We start from the raw sequence: 24,310 nt of genomic DNA, 5'->3' as shown, positions 1-24,310 counted from the left end.
TGACCCTGTGATGAAGGGCAAACTGATTATTATAGAAGGCTTGGACGGAAGCGGAAAAAGCACCCAGATCGAGATTTTGCGCCAAAAGGCGCAGCAGGCAGGAAAACAGGTCCGACAGGTCAAGTTCCCAAACTATGCGGAGGATTCTTCCGCACTGGTAAGGGCATATCTTGCCGGAGAACTTGGCAGCCTGCATGAGATCAACGCCTATGCGGCATCGGTTCTGTACAGCGTGGATCGCTATGCCACCTTCCGCCGCCACATGAAAGAGGACTACGACAACGGCTGCATCTTTTTGCTGGACCGTTATACCACTGCAAACATGTACCATCAGACCACCAAACTCCCGAAGGAGGAATGGGACAGCTTTCTTGACTGGCTGGAAGATCTGGAATACGGCAAGATGGGTCTGCCAAAGCCGGACCTTGTGCTGTATCTGGACATGAAGCCGCAGACCGCCAAAAAGCTGATGGAAAACCGCTACCACGGCGATGAAAGCAAAAAAGATCTGCACGAGGCAGATTTTTCCTACCTGCTTTCCTGCCGGGATGCAGCACTGTATGCAGCACAGCGCTGCGGATGGGAAGTGCTTTCCTGCTGTGACGGGGAGTCTCCGCTTCCGATCGACACCATCTCACAGATGATCTGGCAGAAGGTGGAACCTCTGCTGGGATAACAGAATCGGGGGATTTTTTTGCAGCAGACAAAATATCAAATTCTGCCCATGACAGAAGAATACGCAAAGCAGATTTCCCACTGGACCTATGAAGGAGAATACTCCATTTACAGCTTCCAGCCGGATGAGGAAACTCTGGCGGAACCACTAGACGGCAGCTATTTTGCCTGCACATTGGGGCAGGAGCTGGTTGGATATTTCTGCTTTGGTGCTTCGGCGACCATCCCGACTGTTCCGGGAAGTGTTTCCCTGCCACAGGGAGATTTTCTCGATTTTGGATTGGGGATGCGTCCTGACCTTTGCGGACAGGGCAGAGGGAAAGAGTTTATGCAGGCAGGGCTTTTGTTTGGAAAGCAGAAATTTCATGCCGCGTCTTACCGGCTTGCGGTGGCGGCTTGGAACAAACGGGCACAGCATCTTTATCAGAAGATGGGCTTTGTGACTGCCTGTGAAGTGACACACCGCTTTTCCAAACAGCCATTTTATATCATGATACAAACAGTAACAGACGCAGAAGAAAGGAGCGTTTGCTTGGATTTTCACAGAATTACCTTACAGGACAAGGAATGGATGGAAGAACTGTTAGGATATTCCAATTATAACAGTTGTGAGTACAGCTTTACCGACCTGTTTAACTGGGGATTTGTTCACCAGACCGAGGTGGCACGGATGGGTGACTTTGGCGTCATCCGCAGCGGATTTAAAGAATTTTCCTATCTTTATCCGTTTGGCAGAGGAGATGTAAAGCCGGTCATCGAAGCGATGATGCAGGATGCAAAGGAACACAACGTTTATTTTACCATCTCGCTGCTGCTGGACCCGATGAAGGCGGAGCTGGAAACACTGTTCCCGGGACAGTTTGAGTTTACCGAAGAGCGTGCCTATTTTGACTATATCTACCTGAGAGAATCGTTAGTTGAGCTCAAAGGCAAAAAGCTGCACGGCAAGAAAAACCATCTCAATGCATTCAAGAACACCTATCCTGACTGGAAATTCGAGCACATCACCAGCGAAAACATCGATGAATGCTGGCAGATGAACGAGGAGTGGAGCCGCCAGAACGAGATGTCGTTGGGCAGCGGACTGCTCAAGGAAAAAACCGCGCTGAGAACAGCGTTTGATAACTTCTTTGAAGAAGGTCTGGTAGGCGGACTGATTCGAGTAGACGGCAAGGTCATTGCCTATTCGATGGGACACAAGCTCAACAGCGATACCTTTGTGGTTCATTTTGAAAAGGCGTTTGCCGACATCCGCGGCGCATATCAGATCATCAATCAGCAGTTTGCACAGCACTGCTGTGAGGGATACACCTATATCAACCGTGAGGACGACACCGGTCTGGAAGGACTGCGCAAAGCAAAACTTTCCTATCTTCCACAGATCCTGCTGACCAAGTATGATGCAAAACTGGTGTCGGAACAGCAGTTTTAACCAAAGGGAGGGGACAGGATGGAAACGATCGGACTGATGAGTGAACAGCCGATGTGTCAAAATCCGCTGGCATTACAGCAGCTCAAGCGCATCTGGCGGGAGTGCTTTGAAGCGGATGACGGCTATCTGGACGCCTATTTCTCGATCGGCTACCGTCCGGAACAGACACTGGTCTTTCAGGATGACGACACTATCCTGGGAATGCTCACCCTTCTGCCTTGCCAGTACCGCGGCATCCATCAGGGAAAGGTTCGACTGTACAAGGCAGCCTATCTGTTTGCGGTGGGAACCCTGCCGCAGGCACAGGGCAGACAGATCGCAAGTAAATTGCTCGGTGCAGCGGACGACGTCCTGAAAAAGCAGGGCGTGGAGCTGGCACTTCTTGCTCCGGCCGAGCCGAGCCTGTATCACTTTTATCAAAAGCGCGGCTATGAGAGCTTTTTTACCAGAAGAGAGCTTTTCTTTGAGCCAAAAGGCAGGGCAGAACAGCTAGATACAAGGACGCTGTCATTAAAACCGGTGAGCTTATCCGAGTATTATCCAAAGCACATAAACTTGATCCCGCAGGAGAGTATCCTCTGGGACGAGCAGACACTTTGCTTTGCCGAGCGGGAAAGCATTTTGTACGGCGGCGGGCTGTATGTGCTGATGGAGGGACAAAACGAGCTTTGCATCTGCAACATCTACCGCTACAAAGAGGAAGAAGTGATCGTGAAGGAGCTTCTTTTGCAGCAGGGCGTTTCACAGCAGCAGGCGATAGAAGCGCTGCGCGATCTGTTTTTGCAATGCAGGGTGACGATTCGTCTGACCGGAACAGACAAAGAAAATCGTGTTCCTTCCGGAATGATCCGTTTTTACGGTTCGAAGGAGGACATGCCGGAAAATACACAGATGGCATATCTGCCATTTTTACTGGATTAGTTTGACTTACACAGGAGGGGGCTTAAACATTTATGGTAACCGTATTTCTTGCAAATGGATTTGAAGAGATGGAAGCACTGGCTCCGATCGATCTGCTTCGTCGGGCAGGAGTAAAGGTTCAGACCGCAGCAGTCGGAACCAATCCTGCTATGCACGGGGGCAAGGTTGTCACCGGTTCCCACGGGGTTTCGGTGCTGTGCGACATTGCTGCAGAAGAAGTTTGTGAAGAGGAAATGGAAATGCTGGTTCTGCCGGGCGGCGGACTGGGAACAAAAAACTTGAACGAGTCCCCGGTTGTGGACCGCTGGCTGCATTATGCCGCGGAAAAGGGCATCTGGATTGCGGCAATCTGTGCAGCTCCATCGGTGCTGGGAAACAAGGGACTGCTCGATCAAAAGCGCGCAGTGGCTTATCCGGGATTTGAGCCAAAGGGTTCTATCCATGCAGAGGGTGAGTTTGTTGTGCGCGACGGCAATTATATCACAGCAAAGGGAGCAGGGGTCTGCCTGGAATTTGCGCTGGAGCTTGTCTCCTGCTTAAAAGGAAAGGCGGCGGCAGAGAAAGTAAAGGATGAAATTCAATGTCGAAAATAGACCTTCGCATTTATAAAAAGGAGATTCGGGCACAGATGCGCCGCATCCGACGGGAAATGCCGCCGGAGATTGTGCAGAAAAAGGATCAGGCAATCTATGAAAGACTGATTTCGATGGAGCAGTACCGACGCGCAAAAACGATTGTGGTCTATGTGTCCAAGGAGCTGGAGGTAGATACCCGCCGGCTGATGGAAAAAGCGTGGGAGGACGGCAAAAAGGTGGCGGCTCCCCGCTGTGTAGAAAACACCCGCCTGATGAACATGCACCTGATCACTTCGATGGACGACCTGCAGGAAGGTGCCTATGGGATTTTGGAACCAAAGGAATCTTTGCCGATTCTGGAGGATACCAAAAATGCAGTCTGCATCGTGCCGGCGTTCTGCAATGACTATCGGGGCTACCGGGTAGGATATGGCGGCGGATATTACGACCGCTATCTGTCCGGCTTTCAGGGAGTGAAGATCGGCGTCAATTACAGCGACTGTGTACGCCCAAGGCTGATCGGCGGAAGATATGATGTGCCGATCGATGTGTTGGTAACCGATCGCTATATCCGCAGATGCTGCATGCAGAAATGTACGGCAGCAAAGCGCCGCCGCAAAGGAAAGGAGACATCAGATGAAAAACGAAAGGGATAAAGAGGAGCTCAGCCGCTATTTTGGCCATCATCAGCCCTCCCAGAAAACACCGCGCACTTCGCGTTCCCAGCAGCAGTGGTTTGATGACGGGATGGATGATGACGACGAAGATATGAAGGTCGCTCCCGATTCTTTCAGTAAAAGCAATTTTAACAGGAACAGTTCTGGAAAGAACAGCTTTAACCAGGACAGCCAGTTTGGTGATTTTGAGGAACCGCCGAAAAAACGTAAAAGAGCATCCAAGCTCAGCCGTTTTGCCGAGAGCTTTGTGCTGATCTGTGTTTTTGTCGGCATCGCAATCTTCCTTGCCTATTTTGCACTGGTGAGCGCAAGCGACCTGCTGGGCTTGGGTCAGGCAGACCGTCAGATCGAGGTCACCCTGACCGAAGAGGAAGCGGCATCTGTGAGCAAAACCGCAAAGGTTCTGGAAGAAAACGGCATTATCTCCCAGCGTTTTGTGTTTGAGATGTACGCAAAACTCAAAGGCAAGGACGGAACCTTCTTGGCAAAGACCTTTGTTCTCAACAACAAATGGGGATATGACCAGATCATGTCCCATCTGTCCGACGACAGCGAGGAATCGGATATTGTCAGCATCACCTTCCGTGAAGGTATGACCCAGAGACAGATCGGCGAACTGCTGGAAGAAAACAAGGTCTGCACCGCTGACGAATTCTATACCGCACTGGAAGAGGAAGATTTTGACAGCTACAACTTTGCTGGTCTGGTTCCGGATGACGAACTGCGCTTCCGCAAGTATGAAGGCTATCTCTTCCCAGATACCTACGAGTTCTATACCAACATGAATCCAAAAGAAGTGGTCAAGAAGTTCTTTGACAACTTTGACCGCAAGGTGGACACCGAAGTGATGCAGGAAATCCGCAACCTGTCCAATGGTCTGGGTGAGCTGGACAACCTGATTACCTTGGCTTCCATCATTCAGAAGGAAGCGACCGACCTGGAAAACATGAAGATGGTTTCGTCGGTATTCCACAACCGTCTCAACAACAGCTCGACCTATCCTTACCTGCAGTCGGATGCGACTACCAACTATATCCGCGACGATATCCGCTCCTTTATGACGCAGGATAATCAGGAAATGTACGATGCTTACGACACCACAAAGGTTGTCGGTCTGCCGGTCGGCCCAATCTGCAACCCTGGTATGGATGCGATCGAAGCGGCAATCCATCCGGCAGATACCAACTACTACTACTTTGTATCGGATGATGCGGGAACCTACTACTTTGCAGCGACCCTCGAAGAACATGAGGCAAACATCCGCAAGGCAAATCAGGTGAACGAACAGCTGAAATCCGAAGCAGCAGTGGAAGAAACCGGAGAATAAAAAGATGCTGACCCGCTTTGTGAAAAAAGGCGGGTCAGTTTTCCCTGAGACATGATACAGGAGGAGAAGAATGGAAAACGGCAACAAATTATTACAGCCGCATTATCCGGAGGTTCTGGCTCCGGTAGGCGACTATGAGCGCTTGACCTATGCGGTAAACTACGGCGCAGATGCAGTGTATCTGGGCGGAACCGCTTTTGGTATGCGTGCAGCATCGGCAAAATTTGATTTTGATACCATGAAAAAAGCGGTGGAATATGCACATGCAAGGGATGTCAAAGTTTATCTGACCTGCAACACCCTGCCGCTCAACAGTGAAGTGGATCAGCTTGCAGATTATCTGAGAAATGCGCAGACTGCCGGTGTCGATGCGGTCATCGTAGCGGACATCGGTGTGCTGATGGAAGCAAAGCGCGTGATTCCGGATATGGATATCCATATTTCCACCCAGACCGGTATCGTCAACTATCTGACCGCAAACGAGCTTTATAAGCTGGGGGCAAAACGTGTGGTTCTGGCAAGGGAATTGCCGCTGGAGGAGATCAAGCGCATTCGTGACAAGACTCCGCCGGAATTGGAGATCGAAACCTTCGTTCATGGTGCAATGTGCATGTCCTTCTCGGGAAGATGCCTGCTCTCCAACTACATGGTCGGCAGAGACGCAAATCGCGGCGAATGTGCACAGCCTTGCCGTTGGGGTTACTACCTGATGGAAGAAAAACGTCCGGGTCAGTACTTCCCGATTTTTGAGGATGAGAAGGGAAGCTATATCCTCAATGCAAAGGATATGTGTATGATCGAATATATCGACAAGGTGATCGATGCAGGCGTCACTTCCTTAAAGATTGAAGGAAGAGCAAAATCCTTTTACTATGTAGCGGTAGTCACTAACGCTTATCGTCAGGCGGTGGATCTGTACAAGAAGGACCCACAAAACTTTAAGCTTCCTTCCTGGATTGAAGAGGAGACCCGCAAGGTAAGCCATCGTCAGTACTCCACCGGTTTCTATTTCGGACGTCCGGAAGAGGGACAGTACTACGAAAACGGCGGCTATGTCCGCCAGTGGGATGTTGTCGCAGTTGTAGACAAGACTGAAGGGGATATTCTGTACTGCACCCAGAGAAACAAATTCTCGGTTGGGGAAGAAGTGGAGATCATCCGTCCGTTTGCGACACTGGAAGATCGTCCAGTCACCTATCAGGTTACCGAAATCACCGACGAGCTGGGCAACAAACGCGAGTCGGCAAACAACGCGATGATGAAATTCACCATGCCTGCAAAGGGACTGAATCTGCCGCAGGGTTCCATTATCCGCAGAGCAGCGGAATAACCGCAGGAGGAAATCTATGCTGGAATTTAAATTTGACACCCAGCTTCTGATTGAAGGATGCCAGATGGATGAGGATGCACTCAACGATTACATCGCAGAGCATTTTGAAGGGGACTGCCTGATCGTGGTCGGCGATGAAGAGGTCATGAAGCTGCATTTTCACACCAACACTCCGTGGAAGGTGCTGGAATACTGCGCTTCTCTTGGAGAGATCTACGACATCGTGGTCGAGAACATGCAGCGTCAATCCGAAGATCTGCACGGATAAGTTACAGATTAAAAAGCTCCGTATCAAGCGATGCGGAGCTTTTTTGCTGCTCAGATTTAAAAAAGCAGAAAAGAAAAATTGCACACAGGGAGCAATTTTGTTCTGATTTTTTGTATTAGCAGGAAAAAGAAAAGCTCGTTCTGCACAAAAAGTTACCGGATTTTTGAGGGTTTTTTTAAGAAAATAAAAATTAAAATCAGAAAGGATGTTCCTTTTTGATTTTTGTGATATAATGAGAATATGGAGAAAGATGAGAGTTTTAATCGGAAAAGATTTTCCTGAATTTCGCACCAGGTTTCACTTTTTCCATCAGTATGTTTTAAAATCTGCTGTAAATATGGTGCTGGATGCAAAAAACAAAACCAGGAGGAATTTATGGCCTGAGGAGTCAGCTGGATTACGCTGCCGTCGGCAGTATATTATGGACTGATGGTGCTGGGAATCGGGATGATGTTTGTTTCCATCCTCTTTTTGATGATTGGGCTCAAACGCTCCAACCGTTCCTTCACCATCTGGATGAGTGTGTTTTTGGGTGGATTTTTAATCGTGCTTTTGATGATGCGAGGAAAAATTTCCACCTGTTAGAATAATCTGTCTGGAAGATTGTCCGGGAGCTTAAAAGGAACAACGACAGGATTGGTTCCAGGCAAAAGGAGGAAGAGCCGTGTCTTTTGGCGAGAACTTGAAAAAAGCAAGAAAAGATGCCGAAATGACCCAGAGCGAACTTGCCCAGCGGGTTGGCATCACCGAACGTTCGGTATACAACTATGAAAAGAACAGCCGTGCGCCCAAGGTCGATATTGTCGAAAAATTTGCGCAGGCGCTGGGCGTGCCGTCCGAGATCCTGATGCGGGGGCTTGCCGGAGAAAGCACGTCCGGACAATGGAACGAAAAAGAGCTGGAAAAGCTTCTGTTACAGATTCAGTTAATGTTTGACAGCGGACTGGATGAGCGCAGAAAAGAGCGCTTTTTCCAGGAGGTTGCAATGGCATACTTTGATTTTAAGAATAAAGGAGCGAACGAAGAATGAAAAAGACGATCTTTTTAGCAGGCGGATGTTTTTGGGGAACACAGAAATATATGGATCAGATCAAAGGTGTGTGCGAGACAGAAGTCGGTTTTGCAAACGGCAACACAGTCAATCCTTCCTATGAGGAAGTTTGTCACAACAACACCGGACATGCCGAAACAGTCCGCGTGATCTATGATGATGCGGTTTTATCGCTGCCGCAGCTTCTGCGCTTCTATTTCCGTTCGATCAATCCGACCAGCCTCAACCGTCAGGGAGAGGACAAGGGCAGCCAGTACCGCACTGGTATCTATTATACCGATCCGCAGGAGGAAGCGGTTATTCGCGAAGAGCTAACAGAGCTTGCAAAGAATTATGACAAGCCGATCATGGTAGAATGTCTGCCGCTGAAAAATTACTATCCGGCAGAGGAATATCACCAGAAATATCTGGAGAAGAATCCAAATGGTTACTGCCATTTAAGCGAGCATCTGTTTGAGGAAGTATTTGAAAAGTCCCGCGGATAAAAACAGCATAACAAGACAAAAAGGGGATACCGGAATGTTCCGGTATCCCCTTTTTCATTGATTTTTATTTTCTTTTTTAAGTTTGAGACAGACCCCTCCCGCAGTTCGCTCACACGCCCCCCATCTATCACAAAACTACCGTAGTATCACTGGGGAAGTTGGAAAGGGGCAGGGCAATGTTTTAGTTTTACTGAAAGACAAACTTTGCAGTCATTGCCCATGAGAATCTCGACAAGCTCGATTCTCCGCCGGGAAAGTTGGAAGGGGGCAGGGACCTCTCTCTGCTGGAGGTCAAGGAACCAGAAGGTTCCTTGTGTATCTTTGCCTACTTTCTTTACACAAGAAAGTAGGCGCGGGAGTGGGGTGCGTAACCCCACAACGCAGAAAGTTTGATGTAACTTTGTTGTGAGGAAGAAGCGAGAAATTTGACACTTTACTTCGAACCAAAATTTCAGCAAATCTCCCTTTCGTGGAGCTGCGCGCTCCACACCGCGGTATCTTTCCTTTCACGAGGAAAGATACGAAAGGCGTGTCTAAGGGGCTTCCCCTTAGATATCCCCTCGACAAAATGGAACATCGCGACATTCTCAGGGGCAACGACGAGAAATTTTGACTTAGCAGAGACTGTAACGTTATCCAATTCCACAAAACTTTCGGAGAATGGAGCAACGCGACATTCTCAAGGGCAATGTGTAGGAACTTTATATATAGAAAAGCTGAAACATTGCCCAGTTTCCAGTAAACCTTCGGAGAATGGAGCAACGCGACATTCTCAAGGGCAACGGCACAAAAACTTTGTTTTAGCAGAAACTATAACGTTACTCAAATTCCACAAAACTTTCGGAGAATGGAGCATCGCGACATTCTCAGGGGCAATGCGTAGAAACTTTATTTATAGTCAAACTGAAACATTGCCCATTATGGCTGCTCGGTCATAAGCAACTCGATGTATTCGTGATAGAAGCTCTGGTTAAAGTGAAGTCCATCGCCTGCATCAAATTCAGCAGAAAGGCTGCCGTCTTCGCCTTTAAAGTGGTCAGAGATATCAAAGAAGGTATAGCCGTTTTCTTCGGCATAATCCTTGAGCAGACCATTAAAGTGGTCGATGTTTTCGTTGGTCAGATAAGGCATCGACTCATGTTTCCACCAGGCTACCGGCAGGATGCACTGAATGACGATTTTGCTGTCCGGGGAAGCTTCGGTGAGCTCATCCACCAGAATATCGTATTCATCCATAAATTCTTCTTCGCTCATCAGCGGGATGGCATTGACGCCAAAAGCAATCAGGATACGGTGCGGCTGGCGTTCTTCCACTGCTTCTTTGACGGTGAGATATTTGCCGTTTGGTTCTAACTGGATAAACTCCTGATCGCGAATACTTTTTTGGGTACTGCCGTCAATGGCAAAGACCTGTTCCGGTGGAAGCAGCTGATAGGTGAGCAGTCCGTTGGTGCGGCTGTCACCGACAAATACCGTTTCACCAAGGTAATATTCCGCGTCGACCTCGTTGGGATCGGAAGAACTTGCCTCTTCAGTCTCTTCTTCCGCCAGCTTGACCGATGAAGATTGAGAGGACTGGGTGCAGCCGGAAAGTGTTCCGGTCAAACAGAGTGTACAAATGGTGAGCAGGACGAGCAGAGATGTTTTGAGAGAGCGTCGTCCTTTGGTTGGGGAGGAAAGTTTATGATACAAACAAAACCCTTCTTCTTTGTTAGATTTCTTGTTTTCAAAACACTTTTCCTATTATATCACGAAAAAGCGGGTGGGTAAACGGATAATTTATAAATTTTTCCATCCTGTCTGCTTTGACAATTCTTGCACAGAGAAAAAAGTATAATCAGAACAAAACAAAAAGCGGGTGACAAAAATGGTACAGGGTGTCTATGTGGATATTTTGCTGGTGACGAATTTTTTTGTCAACATCCTGCTGCTTTCGCTGGTGGAAGCGGTATGTGGCAGAACAAAGCAGCGGTGGCGCAAGGTGGCTTCGGCGTTTGCTGCCTCCCTTTTTTCGCTGAGCATCTTTTTTCCGACGCCAGCCTTGGGGATTGGGGCGGAAGTTACAGAACTTTTGTTCAAGGTGCTGTGCTCGCTTGTCATGGTGGCAATTGCGTTTTCCTGGTGCAGCCTGGCGGAGTTTATCAAGGAATGGCTGGTGCTGCTCACCGTCACGATGCTGTTTTATGCACTCATGGGGGCAATGCAGGGATTGTTTGCCGGAGCGGGACTGTTTGTGTTTGACCACGCGATTTATTTTCATCTGCGCACACCGGTATTCATACTTTGTCTTGCCGGCGCATATACTTTGGTATGGAGCTTAAACCGGGTGCTGCGCTCGGTCTGCCGAACAGACGAGCTGTATCGGGTGACGCTCGAGGTTGACATGCCTGTGTGTCGGGAATGGATCGGTTTTGTGGACAGCGGAAACTCTCTGTCCGAACCGTTCAGCGGCAGTCCGGTCGTGGTCTGTTCGTTGGATGTGGCGGCAAAGATTCTTTCGCCCAAACTGCTGCTTGCCGTGCTGGGGGAAGAAAACGAGGAAAGCTGCCATGTGCGGCAGATTCCGTTCTCGACCGTATCGGGCAGCGGGATGATGCCGGCAGTGCGGGGCAAACGGATGATCCTGCGCCCGATGCAGAACGAAAATCCGGATGAAAAGCCGTCAGAAACAGAAGACGTTCTGAAAGAAGAACTTCTGGTCGAGGATTTTTTCCTTGCGATAAACTGTAACAGCGCAGAAGTCAAAAGCAAAGCGTCAATGGGAACATCGCAGTGGCAGATTCTGCTTTCAGGAAAGCTGCTGGACAGGGCGATTCCTTTATCAAAAACATCAGTCACCGGAAAGGACGGGATATTAAGATGAGTGTCGGGATAAAAGAAAAAAGTATTTCAAAACAGGTAAGAAGTTTCCTTGAAAAAATGTTCTGTACCCTGTTCGGGGGGAGGGGTGTCCACTACATCAACGGGCCGGAGACCCTGCCGCCGCCGCTGAGCAGAAAGGAAGAGGAGATGATCTTTCTGCGCCTTTCCGAGCATGACGAGGAGGCAAAGCAGCAGCTGATTGTACATAACCTGCGGCTAGTGGTGTATATCGCCAAAAAGTTTGAATCGACCGGAATCAATGTGGAGGATCTGATCTCGATTGGAACCATCGGACTGATCAAGGCGGTCAACACCTTTTCACCGGAGAAGAACATCAAGCTGGCGACCTATGCTTCCCGCTGCATCGAAAACGAAATTTTAATGTATCTGCGCAAAAACCAAAACCGCCGCAAGGAGATCTCGATCGACGAGCCGCTCAATATCGACTGGGACGGAAACGAGCTTTTGTTGTCGGACATCTTGGGCACCGATGCCGATACAGTCAGCACCGACATCGAAAAGGATGCAGAACGCTCGATGCTCTATCAGGCGATTGGGTCACTGGAAAGCAGGGAGCGCTCTATCATGGAGCTGCGCTTTGGACTCAGAAAGGGAGGGAAGGAGCACACCCAAAAGGAGGTGGCGGACCTAATCGGGATTTCGCAGTCATATATTTCCCGACTGGAAAAGCGGATTATCCGCCGTCTGCACAATGACTTGAAGAAGATGAACGAGTAAACTGTATATTATGATAGATTGTGATAGATTTGTTAAAAAATGAGGGAGCGCCCCAAACGGGACTGCTTCCTTTTTTTGTGCAAATTTAGGGAAAAAGCTTCAAAAAATAAACTGAATTGATAAAGATATAACGATGTTGCTGTGGTGATGTTATAGATGGTGTTTTAAGGAAAATGAAAAATATAACATTTAATAACAAAAAACTATTGCCTTTTTGCTGTTTCTCTTATATAATAAAATATGTAAAATCCATATGCCTAAAGTTACGATGGGGGATTATGAAATTGAATACGTTGAGAAGAGAAAAGATCAAGGAGTTTATCAAGCACAAGCAGATCGTCAGCCTCAAGGAGCTTTCCGGGGAATTTTCCGACGTCAGTGTGATGACTCTGCACAGGGATTTGGATTTTCTGGCTAAAGAAGGAGTTATTCTCCGCATTCGCGGCGGAGCGAAGTATCTGGAACCAATGGATCGGGTGCAGAATGAAGAGTCTGCTGATGTCTGCAACAAGTCACAGAAGGATATCGTGGCGCAGAAAGCGGTCGGATTCATTCGGGAAGGCAGTTCCATCTTCCTGGATGGGGGAACGACCATGATGGAGCTTGCCAAGATCATTCCGGACATGTATCTGAACGTAGTGACCAATGGTCCGGACATTGCGCTTGCCATCGCCGAGAAGATGCGTCCGGCAATCACGCTGTGCGGCGGGGTGCTCAACCGGAAAAATCTGGCAGTGTTTGGCTATTCCGCGCTGGAGATGCTGTCCAAGATCAACATTGATGTGGCGTTTATCTCGGCTTCCGGTTATTCGGAAGAATGCGGATTTACCTGCGGCTTTGAGGAACAGGTCAAGCTGCGCCGTCTGCTGATTGAAAAGGCGCGCTCGGTCATCATCCTGATGGACTCCACCAAATTTGGCAGGATGCTTCCTTACACCTTTGCGAAGATGGAGGATGTCAATTTCCTTGTGACCGACCAGACTCCGTCCCAGGAAATGCTGGAACTTGCCCAGAAAAACAATGTAACGATTTTATAGAGGGATTGTATGAACGGCAAAACAAAGGACAGTTTCCCGCAGACGGCACCGGACATCAGCCAGCTTGGCAGCAAAATCAACTCTCCTTTGTTTGACCAGCTGCGAACTGTGCTGGAAGAAGGATACCGGGTTTCTCCGCGCATCGAATACAGTCGATGCAGCATGGAGCCGGGATGGAACATCAAATATAAAAAGAGCGGACGTGCTTTATGCACCATCTATCCAAGAGCCGGATTTTTTACCTGTATGATCTCGATTGGTAAACGGGAAGAGGCTGCATGCCAGCTTTTACTGCCAACCCTGACACCATCTGTCCAGCAGCTGTATCAAGCATCAGCTCCGATGAAAATGGGGCGGTGGCTGATGATTGATGTGACAGATGAGCAGATTTTGGAAGATGTAAAAAAACTGCTTGAGCTGCGAACCAACTGATTTGGGAAAGAAACAATCAAAATAAAAAGGAAATGAGGAATTACAACATGAAACACATGCTGATTGCACAGTCGGGCGGACCTTCGGCAGCGATCAATGCGACCGTAGCGGGTGTTGTGGAACGCTGCATGACCAGCAGCAAGGTTGACCGCATCTATGGAGCTGTCAACGGAATCAAGGGCGTCATCAGCGGACATTATGTCGATCTGACCGATGTTCTGGCATCTCCGGAACAGCTGGATCTGCTCTGCCACACACCATCGGCAGCACTGGGCTCCTGCCGTCTCAAGCTCAACAACGCAGATGAATCTCAGCTGAAAGAAATCGTCGATGCGCTGATCGAGCGTGAGATCGGATACTTTGTTTACATCGGCGGAAACGACTCGATGGACACAGTGGACAAGCTGTCGGCTTACATCAAAAAGCATGATATCCGCGACCTGTATGTTATGGGCGCACCAAAGACCATCGACAACGACCTGCCAGAGACCGACCACTGTCCAGGATTTGGCTCGGCTGCAAAATATATCGCAGCAACCTTCACGGAGATCGTTCGCGACTGCGAGGTATACGATATTCCGGCAGTTACCATCGTCGAAATCATGGGCAGAAATGCCGGCTGGCTGACAGCAGCGGCAGCTCTTTCCAGAGAGAATGGCGGAAGCGGTCCACAGCTGATCTACCTGTGCGAACGTGCATTCGACACCGAAAAATTCATTGAGGATGTAAAGGGATGCCTTGCAAAGAAAAACGCTGTTCTTGTAGCGGTCAGTGAAGGTGTCAAGAATCCGGATGGCTCTTATCTCAGCGAGAGCAAGGGCAGAGGTGTGGACGTATTTGGACACGCTGCACTTTCCGGCACCGCAAAGGTACTGGAAGGACTGGTAAAAGAAAAGATCGGCTGCAAGGTACGTTCGATTGAATTAAACCTCATGCAGCGCTGTGCAGCACATCTGGCATCTGCAAACGACTTGAGCGAATCGAAGATGCTGGGCATGACTGCGGCTGACCGCGCTCTGGAAGGAGTAAGCGGACAGATGGCAACCATCCTGCGCGTTCAGGACGAGCCTTACCGTGTAAAATACAGCACCGCAGATATTTCGAAGGTTGCAAACTATGAAAAGAAGGTTCCGGACGAGTGGATCAACGCAGAGGGCAACGATGTTACCGAAGAGATGTTAAATTATCTGCGTCCACTGGTACGCGGTGATGTCAGCTTTGCAACACAAAACGGTGTTCCAGTTCATTTGAGCCTTTATTCTGAAGGTAAATAATCTGATATCAGAATAACGGTCTGGAGTTTATAACCCCAGACCGTTATTTTTTTGCGAAGATCAAAAAATGCTGTAAAGAAGATATTTTTCCTTTTTAATCTTTTTTATCACGAAACTATCTTAGCATCACAGGGGAAGTCGAGAGGGGGCAACGCCCTCTTTCTGCCGGAGGTCAAGGAACCAGAAGGTTCCTTGTGTATCTTTGACTACTTTCTTTACACAAGAAAGTAGGTGCGGGTGTGGGGTGCATAACCCCACATCAGCAAAGTATTTAGTTTGATGAAACTCTCGTTAGAGGAAGAAGACGAAAAATTTTACACTCTACTTCGAACCAATGTTTCAGCAAATCTATTTGCTTTGCAGGGTGGCTCCCCGCCCCTGCACCCCGGGGATACTTTCTTATGAAAAGAAAGTATCCAAAGATTCACCAAAAACCTCCTGGTTTTTGGATTTCCAGCAGAAGGGGGAGATCCCCCTTCGATTCCCCCAGTGGAGAATCGAGCTTGTCGAGATTCTCAGGGGCAATAACACACAAGCTGATATATGAAAGTTTGCTCATGTGAGTCTTTATGCAAATTGCCTAGATGAAGCAAAAAATATTTGACAAAATTGATAAAATCGTTTATGATATTTTCTGTACGAAAGATTTATTGAATCTAAAAAGAGGATTTTATCAAAAGGGAGTGTAATTTTGACACAGGCAATGTATCTTCACGCGGCGCATGACCATTCCTTCTGGGAAGAATTGCTGGAGCGTTTTGCCGATCATCTTCCCGGTGGGGAAGCAACCGTAGAATTTTTAAGCCACATGATTGCAGATACCACCCAGATCTATCTGATTCTGGCAATCATCATGTTCTTTGTCTTTTTGGCGCAGAGCTATGTCCGCACCGACCGGATGCAGAAAAAGCTGACCGAGCTCAAAAGCGTTTGGGGCTATCTGCTGGCAATCGCTTTGGGTATGATTTCGCCGTTTTGTTCCTGCACCATCATTCCGGTGCTGATGGGACTGGTCGCAGTGGGCGTTCCGGTTTCGGTCTGCCTGTGTATGTTGACCTCGGCATCGCTGCTTAACATCACTGCGCTCACCGCGCTGTATACTATGACTGGCACCGGCTTTGCAACAACCTATCTGGTCTGCTCGCTGCTGATTGTGCTGGTAAGCTCGGTCATTCTGTCCAGAATCTCTTTCCAGAACAGCATGCAGGATTATCACCTTGCCAAGTGCAGCTGCGATGCCCATGAGCATCATCACGAGCATACTCATGAACATACACACGAGCACCACCACGAACATGACCACCATCATGAACATGGGGAGGACTGCTGCTGCCATCATCCGGTACATCCTTCTTCCATGAAGGAGAGAGTAAGGCTTGCACTTTACAGCACATGGAGTGTTTTCCGCAGTGCATGGCTGTGGATTCTTCTGGGTGTTGCACTGGCTGCTGCACTGGAAGCATACTTCCCGCTGGAATCGATCACCGGCATGATTTCCGGCAATGTCACCCTGTCCACCCTGATTGCGGCAATCGTTGGTTTTCCGCTTCATTCGGATATTTTCAGCATTTTCCCAATCCTGTATCTGCTGCGGGACATCTATCCGCCGGTTGCGCTGACCTTCACGCTGGCAGCGATGGTCACTTCGGTTCCCGGTGTGATTCTGCTGTGCCGCGCACTCAAACCAAAGGCGGTCGGAACCTATGTTGGGGTGCTGGTCGTTTTGACATTGATCGTTTCGTTTTTGCTGCTTCCGGTGAGCGTTCTGCTGCAATTACCGCTTTAAATTGCAAAAGTATTGTGGTATAATAGAGCTATTCCAAACAAAGGAGGCGCATTGCCACGATCAAATTCCAGCAGGTTACAGACAAGGAGCAGATTTGTCAGGTGGCACAGCTCGCAGACGAAATCTGGCACGAACATTATCAAAACATTCTTTCTCCGGAACAGATTGACTATATGGTGGAGCGCTACCAGAGTGTGCAGGCCATCACCGAACAGCTTGAGCAGGGATATCATTATCTGCTGGCGCTGGAGGATGGACAGTCCTGCGGATTCTGCGGTTATCACCGCGAAACAGACAGAATGTTCCTGAGCAAAATTTATATCCGGAAGGATTTTCGCCGCCGCGGCATTGCTTCGGCATTCCTAAAGCAGGTGACTGAGGAGTCGCAGGGACTTGCGGCGATCTATCTGACAGTCAACAAGCACAACGCCGGCTCGATTGCGGCTTATCAACATTTTGGATTTGAAACCATCGACTCGGTGGTGACCGACATCGGTCACGGTTATGTGATGGATGACTTTATCATGCAGAAAAGTTTATAACGATAAAGCCCGTTTTCCCCAAAAGGGAGGACGGGCTTTTTTTACGGGATATTTTGCAGGGTGGGTGCATAGATTAGAGCAAAGGCAATGTTTTAGGTCTATCTCGAAACTTCCGGAAGTGAAGGGGAGGTTTGCTGAAACTTGAGTTTAGGCAGTGTGTAAAGTGTTTTCGTTTCTTTCCTACCTCTTTGTGGGGTTACGCACCCCACTCCCGCGCCTACTTTATTTACACAAGAAAGTAGGCAAAGATACACAAGGAACCTTCTGGTTCCTTGACCTCCGGCAGAGAGAGGGCGTTGCCCCCTCTCGACTTCCCCAGCGGAGAATCGAGCTTGTCGAGATTCTTAGGGGCAATGAGACAAAACTTTGAAGTAGAGTGTAAAATTTTTCGGCTTCTTCCTCTAACGAGAGTTTCATCAATTTTTGATTCTTGCGCAGCTGATTTGTAAATTTGGCTTGCTTTATCAAATAAAGGAGGATTCTATATGAAAAAATGGTGGATTGTTTTGGGGACCTGCCTTGTCCTGGGGCTGTCTGTCCTTGGCATGCGGCAGGTACAGCAGGTGCAGATTGTCTCAGCACAGACACTGCATCAGCATCCGGTCATCATCATCGACCCGGGACATGGCGGGATGGACGGCGGCGCGCAGGCAAACGGCGTGACCGAAAAGGACGTAAACCTTGCCGTGTCGCTTACTTTGCGGGATTTGTTGTCGCAGCAGGGATTTCATGTTATAATGACCAGAGAGGACGACCGCTCTATCCATGAGGAAGGGCTGACCCAGATCAGCCGCCAGAAACGTTCGGATATGTACCAGCGGCTCAAAATCATCGAGGACCATCCGGAAGCAATCTTCATCAGCGTCCATCAGAACAAATTTGAGCAGAGTTCCTCCCGTGGAGCACAGATCTTTTATAGCCAAAACGACCCTCAGTCCAAAGTCCTCGCACAAAAATTGCAGGATTCCTTCCAGCAGAATTTGCAGCCGGACAATACCCGCCAGATCAAACCCGCGGAAAACAACCTCTTTTTGCTGTATGAAGCACAGATTCCGGCTGTAATGGCGGAGTGCGGATTCCTTTCCAATCCGGAGGAAGCGCACAATCTCTCGACAGAACAATATCAGCAGCAGACCGCCTTTACCATTTACTGCGGACTGATGGACTATCTGCAGGATGAATCCAAATAAGACAGACTCTTTCAAACGAAAAGGTGAAAATCAAGATGGCAAAAACAAAAATTAACTATGTCTGCACCCAGTGCGGCGCCATCCAGCCAAAATGGATGGGAAAATGTCCGGACTGCGGCAGCTGGAATACCTTGGTGGAAAATGTGGAAGCTCCGATTTCCCGCTTTGCTTCTTCGGCAGTGCCGCAGACAGCCAAATCCACCGTACAAAAACTCGAACAGATCGACTCGAGCGAGGAACAGCGCTATCTGACCCAGATGGAGGAGCTCAACCGCGTGCTGGGCGGCGGAATCGTTCCCGGTTCGGTGGTGCTGCTCAGCGGTGACCCGGGTATCGGTAAATCGACCCTGCTTTTGCAGATTTGTCAGACCATCTCGTCCGATGCACAGATTCTATATATATCCGGTGAGGAAAGCCTGCGGCAGATTAAATTACGTGCAGCAAGGTTGGGCGTTACCACCCCGAATTTAAGCCTCAGCTCGACCACCAACATTGAAGCGGTCATCGAGAGTATCCAGAGCTTAAAACCAGACATCGTGATGGTCGATTCGATTCAGACCATGAATCTTTCCGCGCTCAATTCCTCCTCGGGCAGTGTTACCCAGGTGCGCGAATGTACCCAGCTGCTCATCAACATTGCAAAGACGATGGAGATTCCTGTTTTTATCGTCGGTCACGTCAACAAGGACGGAGCGATTGCCGGTCCAAAGGTAATGGAACACATGGTGGATGCGGTGCTCTATTTTGAAGGGGAGCGCAATCTGTCCTACCGAATTCTGCGCGCCATCAAGAACCGTTATGGTTCTACTAACGAGATCGGCGTGTTCGAGATGGGGGAGAACGGACTGGATGAGGTGACCTATCCGTCCAAAGCGATGCTGGAGGGAAGACCGGAAAATGTATCAGGCACCTGTGTTGCCTGTGTGATCGAAGGTTCCCGTCCGATTCTGGCGGAGGTTCAGGCATTGGTTTCCAAAAGCGGATATGCTGTGCCAAAGAGGATGGCGACCGGATTTGACTACAACCGTCTGTCGCTGATTCTGGCGGTACTGGAAAAACGGTGCGGTTACTTCTTTGGAACGCTGGATGCTTATATCAACGTAGTCGGCGGCATGAAGCTGGACGAGCCTGCGGCAGACCTGCCGATTGCCTTATCGCTGGTATCCAACCTCACCGATAAGGTGATTCCGGATGATCTGGTCGCTTTTGGGGAGATCGGACTTGCCGGCGAGATGCGCGCGGTCAACCGCGTGCTGGTGCGGGTAAAGGAAGCACAGCGGCTGGGCTTTAAGCGCTGCATCCTGCCAAAACAGTGCATTGCGGCGATCAGTGCGGAGGTGGACATCCAGTTGATCGGGGTCAGCACCTTATCCCAGGCATTGTCAGCAGCAATGGCATAAAGATTGTCCATTGTAAAAGAAGGGAACAGAAGGGCAGGGAAGGGAAGAAATCCCTGATTATCCTTGCAAAACAGAAAAAAGACCGGATGCAATCAAAACATCCGGCCTTTTCTTTTTGATTTGTTCAGGTTATTTTGCTTTGGATTTGCTGGATTTTGCAGCAGATTTTTTGCTTGCAGGTTTGCTTGCAGGATTGCTTTCGGTTGCTGCTTTATCGGAAGGAGCATCTCCCTGGAAGAAGGAACAGAAATCCTTCATGCAGCAGCGGTCGCACTTTGGACGATTGGCAACACAGACATCGCGGCCATGCAGCACCAGACGATGGCAGAAATCGTTAGCGCGGTCCATCGGCAGCACCGCACGAAGCTGTTTTTCCACCTGGAGGGGATTTTTGCCCTGACTTAATCCCAGCAGATTGGTGATGCGGATACAGTGGGTATCACAGACAACCGCCGGTTTGTGGTAGATATCGCCGACAATCAGATTGGCGGTTTTTCTGCCGATGCCGGGCAGTTTGGTCAGTTCTTCCACCGTATCCGGCAGTATGCCGCCGTAATCTTTAATCAGCATCTGGGACATTGCGATGATATCGCGGGCTTTGGTCTTAAAGAGTCCGCAGGTCTTGATCATTTCTTCCATTTCTTCTATCGGTGCATTTGCAAAGTCCTGAAGGGAAGTATATTTTTGGAAGAGATCTTTGGTGACGATATTGACTCTGGCATCGGTACACTGAGCCGACAGGCGGGTGGAAATCAGCAGTTCATACGCCTTTTCGGGGTCATAGACCAGCGAGCACTGGGCATCGGGATATTCTTTTTCCAGAGCGTCCACAGCAAGGACGGCTTTTTCCTTTAAATCCATTCTGATTTTCCTTTCTGGTTGGTATTATTATGTAAGAAATTTAATCTTTGATACGCTTTTGCTGATTTATTGACGAAAGTTTCGTGACAGACGAGGGGAGTATCTGGATATCTTTCGTTTAAATTTTCAAAAACTTATTTTTCTGCTTCGTCTTCTTGTTCCTCTTGATTCTGTTTTTCGACTTCCTGCATCAGCAACTCTTTTTCCGAAAGCTTTCGTTTTACCGAGGAGAGTGGGGAAGCGTTCGCGGCTTCCTCGATCATACGGTCGGAAATGTGGGTGTAGATCTCGGTCGTACCGATGTTTGCGTGTCCCAGAATCTCCTTGAGAGCGCGAATGTCCACGCCGCCATGCTGATACATCAAAGTCGCCGCCGTATGCCGCAGTTTGTGCGGGGAATAGCCGCGGCCGTCCAGCCCGCAGGCTTTCAGATATTTGGCTACAATCTGTTCGACCCGTCGGGTGGTCATCCGGCGGTGCTGAGAGGAAAGGAACAGTGCGTTTTTATCCGGTCCGCCTTCGGGCTGTTTTCTGAATTTCAGGTAATTTTCGATTGCGGAAAGGCAGGCATCGTTTAAATAAACCATCCGTTCCTTATTACCTTTGCCCAGCAGGCGCAGAGTGTTGTCCCGAATGTCTTCCAGATTGATTCCAACCAATTCAGATACACGCATGCCACAGTTGAGCATCAGGGTAATCATGCAGTAATCGCGCGCAGTGACTGCCGGCGATTCATCCTGAATACTGGCAAGCAGTTCGATGGATTCGCCCAGTGTCAGGTATTTCGGCACCGATTTGCGCATCGAAGGCGTGTCCAGATTTTTGGCGGGATTTTCTTCCAGATAGTTGGTTTTGGTGGTCAGGTATTTGTACAGCGCGCGGATGCTGGAAATCTTGCGCGAACGGCTGGAAGCGTTGTTGCCCAGCACATTCATCGAAAAGTGCAGAAAATCATAGATGTCGCTTAAGGTCACGCCGCAGATTAATTCTTTGGAAATATCATCGATTTTGATTTCGGCGAGCTGTTCAGCGTTTTCCGGAACATTTTTTAATACCTTGACCGATTTGATATATCGAAAAAATGTCCGGAGCTCGATATAATATCCGCTGACCGTTTTTGGCGAGCGGCCCTGGATGGTTTCCAGGTAAAACAGGAATTCGCGCAAAAGATCCGGACATTCCTGCAAAATGTTTTTGTCCATAATTGTTTACCTCAAAATATGTTGATCGGATTGGAATTTGCCGCGGGAAGGACTTTGAAAAGAAGAGGCCTTTTTGGTACATTGCCAATTTCGCTAAATGAAAATTTAGCGAAATTCAGGGCAAGGATTTTGCGAAAAGAACCTTTGTACAGACCGTTTATCTAAATTCATATATGAAATCCGTACATCATGGATTTGATGATTACTGTTTTCCATTTCTGATTTGCTTCTATATTACTTCTATATTAAATTTAGATTACGAACATAAACTGTTTTTCGTTTTAAGCTGTAACAATCCGCCAATATCAAACAATGGTTCATCGGTTAGCTCAATGATCTGAATGCCGCGTTCCTTGATAAACGCCCGAATCTTCATGCCGTCCGGATGACTGTCAAGCCTTCCGGTAAAAGCAAGCTGATCGGCACCGAGCTTTCCGCAGCATCCGCCGATAAATCCAGTATCATAGACCGGAATCCGGATAAAGCCCGGACAAATTTGCAGCACATCCAGTCCGGCAGCCCGACAGGCTCTGGCAATCCCGCAATCAGCGGTGATGATCGAATGTTCATCCACAACCGCCACCGAACAGTTGGCATAACCCTGTGCCACAAAGATAGGATGATAACCGCGGGCGTCCAAAAGCTGTTGTGCCTGTCTGGAAATTGTTTTATAGTTACAAATGTAGTGATTTCCGACCAGACAGACATTGTACAAAACATCCTTTGGATATTTCTTTTCCAGTTCTTCGCCCACGATTACCCGCAGATTCATCTGTTCCAGCTGGGTTTTCAGCCTGATTTGATACGGCGAAATCAGCACGCAGTCATCCAGCGGCAAAACCTGCATGTCTGCATGGGAGCGCACCGGAACATCCAGCTGTTCGCAGATGTCCACCGTCAGGATGCGCACTCCCCTTTTTTCCAGCGCCTGAATCACGCCAGGAGCCTCGCAGGAAACGAGGACGGTCATTTTATCATCTTCCGACAGATGAAAATTATCGTTCATATGGTGTGACCACCCATTTGATGCAGCCATCCAGCTTGTTCTCGAAGATTCGATAACCTTCAAGGATATCGTTGAGCGGTGCGCGGTGGGAAATCAGGAAGTCTGTCGGGAAACGTCCTGCCTCGATCAGCTTCATCAGGCGCTGACAGTGGACAGCATCCACTCCGCCGGTCTTGAAGATGAGATTTTTGCCGTACATCTGGTGCAGCGGCAAGGATTGTGCCTCCTCATACATGGCAACGATGGCGACTACTGCATTCGGACGGGCAATCTGCCATGCGGTCTGGAAGCTTTCGCTGCTTCCGGCGCACTCGATGACAGCGTCCGCGCCGTTGTGGTCGGTGATCTTTCGGATTTCCTCCTGCAAATCTCTGCCGTCACAGTGGATGGTGACATCGCAGAGATTCTTTTCTTTGGCATAATCAAGGCGTTTTTGGTCGATATCCAGCGCGATGATCTTTCCTGCGCCGAAGATTTTTGCCGACTGCATCGCGCACATACCTACCGGACCTGCACCGATAACCGCAACGGTATCACCGGGGGTGATTTCGGCAAGCTCCGCACCAAAATATCCGCTGGAAACGATGTCGCCCAAAAACAGGGCATCTTCATCCGAAACGCTGTCGGGGATTTTGCAAAGTCCCATATCCGCAAACGGAACGCGGACAAATTCTGCCTGACAGCCATCGATGCGGCAGCCAAGTTCCCATCCGCCCTGTTCGCAGTTATTGATATAGCCCTGACGGCAGAACCAGCAATCGCCGCAGAAGGTGATGCAGTTTGCTGCGACGCGGTCGCCGACTGCAAGATGGTGGACATCCGAGCCGATTTCGGTGACGACCCCGACAAACTCATGGCCGAGGATAACTCCTTCTTTTGCGCGGGGAACGGCTCCATTTTTGATATGCAGGTCACTGGTGCAGATGGCGGAACGGGTGACCCGAAGGACAGCATCCTTTGGAGAGAGGATGGTCGGAACAGGGCGTTCCTGCAGGGAAAGTGTTCCATTTCCCTGATAGACCAGTCCCATCATGGTTTGTTGTGCGGACATAGGAATACCTCCTTTAAGAGTTTGGTGGTTTTATAAATAATGGAAGGTTTTATCAAATTTTCGCTTTCTTCCTCAACTGAGGCTTTCATCAAACTAAATACTTTGCTGATGTGGGGTTATGCACCCCACACCTGCACATCCTTTCTTTTTACGAAGAAAGGATGCAAAGACGTATCCAAGAGGAGGTA

General features: G+C 49.0%; 25 protein-coding genes. 20 read left to right on the top strand and 5 right to left on the bottom strand.

Annotated elements, in window-relative coordinates; all coding sequences use genetic code 11:
• Positions 1 to 10: 10 nt before the first annotated feature.
• The 11 genes from BQ5375_RS10510 (at position 11) to msrA (ending at position 8,741) form a co-directional block, all read left to right on the top strand.
• Complete coding sequence (locus BQ5375_RS10510) at positions 11 to 676, top strand: dTMP kinase (RefSeq protein WP_022131756.1); 666 nt, start codon at positions 11 to 13, stop codon at positions 674 to 676.
• 18 nt (positions 677 to 694) lie between these two features.
• A complete protein-coding gene (locus tag BQ5375_RS10500; protein ID WP_143529476.1) occupies positions 695 to 2,107 on the top strand; it encodes a GNAT family N-acetyltransferase in 1,413 nt (470 codons plus the stop codon).
• Between the two features lie 18 nt (positions 2,108 to 2,125).
• Positions 2,126 to 3,028, top strand: a complete 903-nt coding sequence (locus BQ5375_RS10495; protein ID WP_076917886.1) for a GNAT family N-acetyltransferase — start codon at positions 2,126 to 2,128, stop codon at positions 3,026 to 3,028.
• Between the two features lie 32 nt (positions 3,029 to 3,060).
• Positions 3,061 to 3,621, top strand: coding sequence for a DJ-1 family glyoxalase III (locus tag BQ5375_RS10490; protein WP_076917885.1), 561 nt, complete (start codon positions 3,061 to 3,063; stop codon positions 3,619 to 3,621).
• Positions 3,609 to 4,259, top strand: a complete 651-nt coding sequence (locus tag BQ5375_RS10485; protein WP_022132014.1) for a 5-formyltetrahydrofolate cyclo-ligase — start codon at positions 3,609 to 3,611, stop codon at positions 4,257 to 4,259. The genes BQ5375_RS10490 and BQ5375_RS10485 overlap by 13 nt, the downstream gene beginning before the upstream one ends.
• On the top strand, positions 4,240 to 5,607 hold the full coding sequence (gene mltG / locus BQ5375_RS10480; protein ID WP_076917884.1) for an endolytic transglycosylase MltG: 1,368 nt from the start codon (positions 4,240 to 4,242) through the stop codon (positions 5,605 to 5,607). The genes BQ5375_RS10485 and mltG overlap by 20 nt, the downstream gene beginning before the upstream one ends.
• A gap of 70 nt (positions 5,608 to 5,677) precedes the next feature.
• Positions 5,678 to 6,937, top strand: a complete 1,260-nt coding sequence (locus BQ5375_RS10475; RefSeq protein ID WP_022132016.1) for a peptidase U32 family protein — start codon at positions 5,678 to 5,680, stop codon at positions 6,935 to 6,937.
• A gap of 16 nt (positions 6,938 to 6,953) precedes the next feature.
• Positions 6,954 to 7,205 carry a fatty acid kinase subunit FakA-related protein gene (locus BQ5375_RS10470; RefSeq protein ID WP_022132017.1) on the top strand — a complete coding sequence of 84 codons (252 nt, stop codon included), beginning with the start codon at positions 6,954 to 6,956 and terminating at the stop codon, positions 7,203 to 7,205.
• Between the two features lie 450 nt (positions 7,206 to 7,655).
• Positions 7,656 to 7,790: a hypothetical protein gene (locus BQ5375_RS14600; protein WP_268876797.1), complete on the top strand. Its 135-nt coding sequence runs from the start codon at positions 7,656 to 7,658 to the stop codon at positions 7,788 to 7,790.
• A gap of 79 nt (positions 7,791 to 7,869) precedes the next feature.
• Positions 7,870 to 8,235 carry a helix-turn-helix domain-containing protein gene (locus tag BQ5375_RS10465; protein ID WP_022132018.1) on the top strand — a complete coding sequence of 122 codons (366 nt, stop codon included), beginning with the start codon at positions 7,870 to 7,872 and terminating at the stop codon, positions 8,233 to 8,235.
• Complete coding sequence (msrA, locus tag BQ5375_RS10460) at positions 8,232 to 8,741, top strand: peptide-methionine (S)-S-oxide reductase MsrA (RefSeq protein ID WP_076917883.1); 510 nt, start codon at positions 8,232 to 8,234, stop codon at positions 8,739 to 8,741. The genes BQ5375_RS10465 and msrA overlap by 4 nt, the downstream gene beginning before the upstream one ends.
• Before the next feature lie 918 nt (positions 8,742 to 9,659).
• On the opposite strand, the gene BQ5375_RS10450 is transcribed toward msrA, so the two are convergent.
• Positions 9,660 to 10,433, bottom strand: a complete 774-nt coding sequence (locus tag BQ5375_RS10450; RefSeq protein WP_076917881.1) for a GDSL-type esterase/lipase family protein — start codon at positions 10,431 to 10,433, stop codon at positions 9,660 to 9,662.
• A 175-nt stretch (positions 10,434 to 10,608) separates the two neighbouring features.
• Here BQ5375_RS10450 and BQ5375_RS10445 point away from each other — a divergent pair, with 175 nt between their 5' ends.
• The 9 genes from BQ5375_RS10445 to radA all read left to right on the top strand — a co-directional run bounded on the left by BQ5375_RS10445 (position 10,609) and on the right by radA (position 20,002).
• A complete protein-coding gene (locus BQ5375_RS10445) occupies positions 10,609 to 11,604 on the top strand; it encodes a sigma-E processing peptidase SpoIIGA (RefSeq protein WP_076917880.1) in 996 nt (331 codons plus the stop codon).
• Complete coding sequence (sigE, locus tag BQ5375_RS10440; protein WP_076917879.1) at positions 11,601 to 12,341, top strand: RNA polymerase sporulation sigma factor SigE; 741 nt, start codon at positions 11,601 to 11,603, stop codon at positions 12,339 to 12,341. Before BQ5375_RS10445 ends, sigE begins: the two co-directional genes overlap by 4 nt.
• Positions 12,342 to 12,619: 278 nt before the next feature.
• Positions 12,620 to 13,378, top strand: coding sequence for a DeoR/GlpR family DNA-binding transcription regulator (locus BQ5375_RS10435; RefSeq protein ID WP_159438036.1), 759 nt, complete (start codon positions 12,620 to 12,622; stop codon positions 13,376 to 13,378).
• A gap of 9 nt (positions 13,379 to 13,387) precedes the next feature.
• Positions 13,388 to 13,810, top strand: a complete 423-nt coding sequence (locus tag BQ5375_RS10430) for a DUF3788 domain-containing protein (protein ID WP_076917877.1) — start codon at positions 13,388 to 13,390, stop codon at positions 13,808 to 13,810.
• Positions 13,811 to 13,857: 47 nt separating this feature from the next.
• Positions 13,858 to 15,084: a 6-phosphofructokinase gene (locus BQ5375_RS10425; protein ID WP_076917876.1), complete on the top strand. Its 1,227-nt coding sequence runs from the start codon at positions 13,858 to 13,860 to the stop codon at positions 15,082 to 15,084.
• Between the two features lie 691 nt (positions 15,085 to 15,775).
• Complete coding sequence (locus tag BQ5375_RS10415) at positions 15,776 to 16,870, top strand: permease (RefSeq protein ID WP_076917874.1); 1,095 nt, start codon at positions 15,776 to 15,778, stop codon at positions 16,868 to 16,870.
• Positions 16,871 to 16,920: 50 nt separating this feature from the next.
• The gene (locus BQ5375_RS10410) at positions 16,921 to 17,412 is read left to right on the top strand and encodes a GNAT family N-acetyltransferase (RefSeq protein ID WP_076917873.1); all 492 of its coding nucleotides are present in this window, start codon (positions 16,921 to 16,923) and stop codon (positions 17,410 to 17,412) included.
• Between the two features lie 485 nt (positions 17,413 to 17,897).
• A complete protein-coding gene (locus BQ5375_RS10405) occupies positions 17,898 to 18,602 on the top strand; it encodes an N-acetylmuramoyl-L-alanine amidase (RefSeq protein ID WP_076917872.1) in 705 nt (234 codons plus the stop codon).
• 35 nt (positions 18,603 to 18,637) lie between these two features.
• Positions 18,638 to 20,002, top strand: coding sequence for a DNA repair protein RadA (gene radA, locus BQ5375_RS10400; RefSeq protein ID WP_076917871.1), 1,365 nt, complete (start codon positions 18,638 to 18,640; stop codon positions 20,000 to 20,002).
• A gap of 129 nt (positions 20,003 to 20,131) precedes the next feature.
• Here the strand turns inward: radA and nth are convergent, their stop codons facing one another.
• From nth to BQ5375_RS10380, 4 genes are all read right to left on the bottom strand, one after another.
• Positions 20,132 to 20,863: an endonuclease III gene (nth, locus tag BQ5375_RS10395; RefSeq protein WP_076917870.1), complete on the bottom strand. Its 732-nt coding sequence runs from the start codon at positions 20,861 to 20,863 to the stop codon at positions 20,132 to 20,134.
• A gap of 134 nt (positions 20,864 to 20,997) precedes the next feature.
• Positions 20,998 to 22,065, bottom strand: coding sequence for a tyrosine-type recombinase/integrase (locus BQ5375_RS10390; protein ID WP_076917869.1), 1,068 nt, complete (start codon positions 22,063 to 22,065; stop codon positions 20,998 to 21,000).
• Between the two features lie 256 nt (positions 22,066 to 22,321).
• Positions 22,322 to 23,071: a DUF6873 family GME fold protein gene (locus tag BQ5375_RS10385; RefSeq protein ID WP_022132987.1), complete on the bottom strand. Its 750-nt coding sequence runs from the start codon at positions 23,069 to 23,071 to the stop codon at positions 22,322 to 22,324.
• Positions 23,061 to 24,104, bottom strand: a complete 1,044-nt coding sequence (locus BQ5375_RS10380; protein ID WP_407937710.1) for an alcohol dehydrogenase — start codon at positions 24,102 to 24,104, stop codon at positions 23,061 to 23,063. The genes BQ5375_RS10385 and BQ5375_RS10380 overlap by 11 nt, the downstream gene beginning before the upstream one ends.
• Positions 24,105 to 24,310: the final 206 nt, after the last annotated feature.

The sequence above is a fragment of the Negativibacillus massiliensis genome (genome assembly GCF_900148495.1).
GTDB classification, from domain to species: Bacteria; Bacillota; Clostridia; order Oscillospirales; family Ruminococcaceae; genus Negativibacillus; species Negativibacillus massiliensis.
This window is presented reverse-complemented; position numbering and strand designations above follow the sequence as displayed.

Coding starts and splice junctions, on each gene's coding strand:
- BQ5375_RS10510 (WP_022131756.1), top strand. CDS start 11: ATGAAGGGCAAACTGATTATTATAGAAGGCTTGGACGGAAGCGGAAAA.
- BQ5375_RS10495 (WP_076917886.1), top strand. CDS start 2,126: ATGGAAACGATCGGACTGATGAGTGAACAGCCGATGTGTCAAAATCCG.
- BQ5375_RS10490 (WP_076917885.1), top strand. CDS start 3,061: ATGGTAACCGTATTTCTTGCAAATGGATTTGAAGAGATGGAAGCACTG.
- BQ5375_RS10485 (WP_022132014.1), top strand. CDS start 3,609: ATGTCGAAAATAGACCTTCGCATTTATAAAAAGGAGATTCGGGCACAG.
- mltG (WP_076917884.1), top strand. CDS start 4,240: ATGAAAAACGAAAGGGATAAAGAGGAGCTCAGCCGCTATTTTGGCCAT.
- BQ5375_RS10475 (WP_022132016.1), top strand. CDS start 5,678: ATGGAAAACGGCAACAAATTATTACAGCCGCATTATCCGGAGGTTCTG.
- BQ5375_RS10470 (WP_022132017.1), top strand. CDS start 6,954: ATGCTGGAATTTAAATTTGACACCCAGCTTCTGATTGAAGGATGCCAG.
- BQ5375_RS14600 (WP_268876797.1), top strand. CDS start 7,656: ATGTTTGTTTCCATCCTCTTTTTGATGATTGGGCTCAAACGCTCCAAC.
- msrA (WP_076917883.1), top strand. CDS start 8,232: ATGAAAAAGACGATCTTTTTAGCAGGCGGATGTTTTTGGGGAACACAG.
- BQ5375_RS10445 (WP_076917880.1), top strand. CDS start 10,609: ATGGTACAGGGTGTCTATGTGGATATTTTGCTGGTGACGAATTTTTTT.
- sigE (WP_076917879.1), top strand. CDS start 11,601: ATGAGTGTCGGGATAAAAGAAAAAAGTATTTCAAAACAGGTAAGAAGT.
- BQ5375_RS10435 (WP_159438036.1), top strand. CDS start 12,620: ATGAAATTGAATACGTTGAGAAGAGAAAAGATCAAGGAGTTTATCAAG.
- BQ5375_RS10430 (WP_076917877.1), top strand. CDS start 13,388: ATGAACGGCAAAACAAAGGACAGTTTCCCGCAGACGGCACCGGACATC.
- BQ5375_RS10425 (WP_076917876.1), top strand. CDS start 13,858: ATGAAACACATGCTGATTGCACAGTCGGGCGGACCTTCGGCAGCGATC.
- BQ5375_RS10405 (WP_076917872.1), top strand. CDS start 17,898: ATGAAAAAATGGTGGATTGTTTTGGGGACCTGCCTTGTCCTGGGGCTG.
- radA (WP_076917871.1), top strand. CDS start 18,638: ATGGCAAAAACAAAAATTAACTATGTCTGCACCCAGTGCGGCGCCATC.
- nth (WP_076917870.1), bottom strand. CDS start 20,863: ATGGATTTAAAGGAAAAAGCCGTCCTTGCTGTGGACGCTCTGGAAAAA.
- BQ5375_RS10390 (WP_076917869.1), bottom strand. CDS start 22,065: ATGGACAAAAACATTTTGCAGGAATGTCCGGATCTTTTGCGCGAATTC.
- BQ5375_RS10385 (WP_022132987.1), bottom strand. CDS start 23,071: ATGAACGATAATTTTCATCTGTCGGAAGATGATAAAATGACCGTCCTC.
- BQ5375_RS10380 (WP_407937710.1), bottom strand. CDS start 24,104: ATGATGGGACTGGTCTATCAGGGAAATGGAACACTTTCCCTGCAGGAA.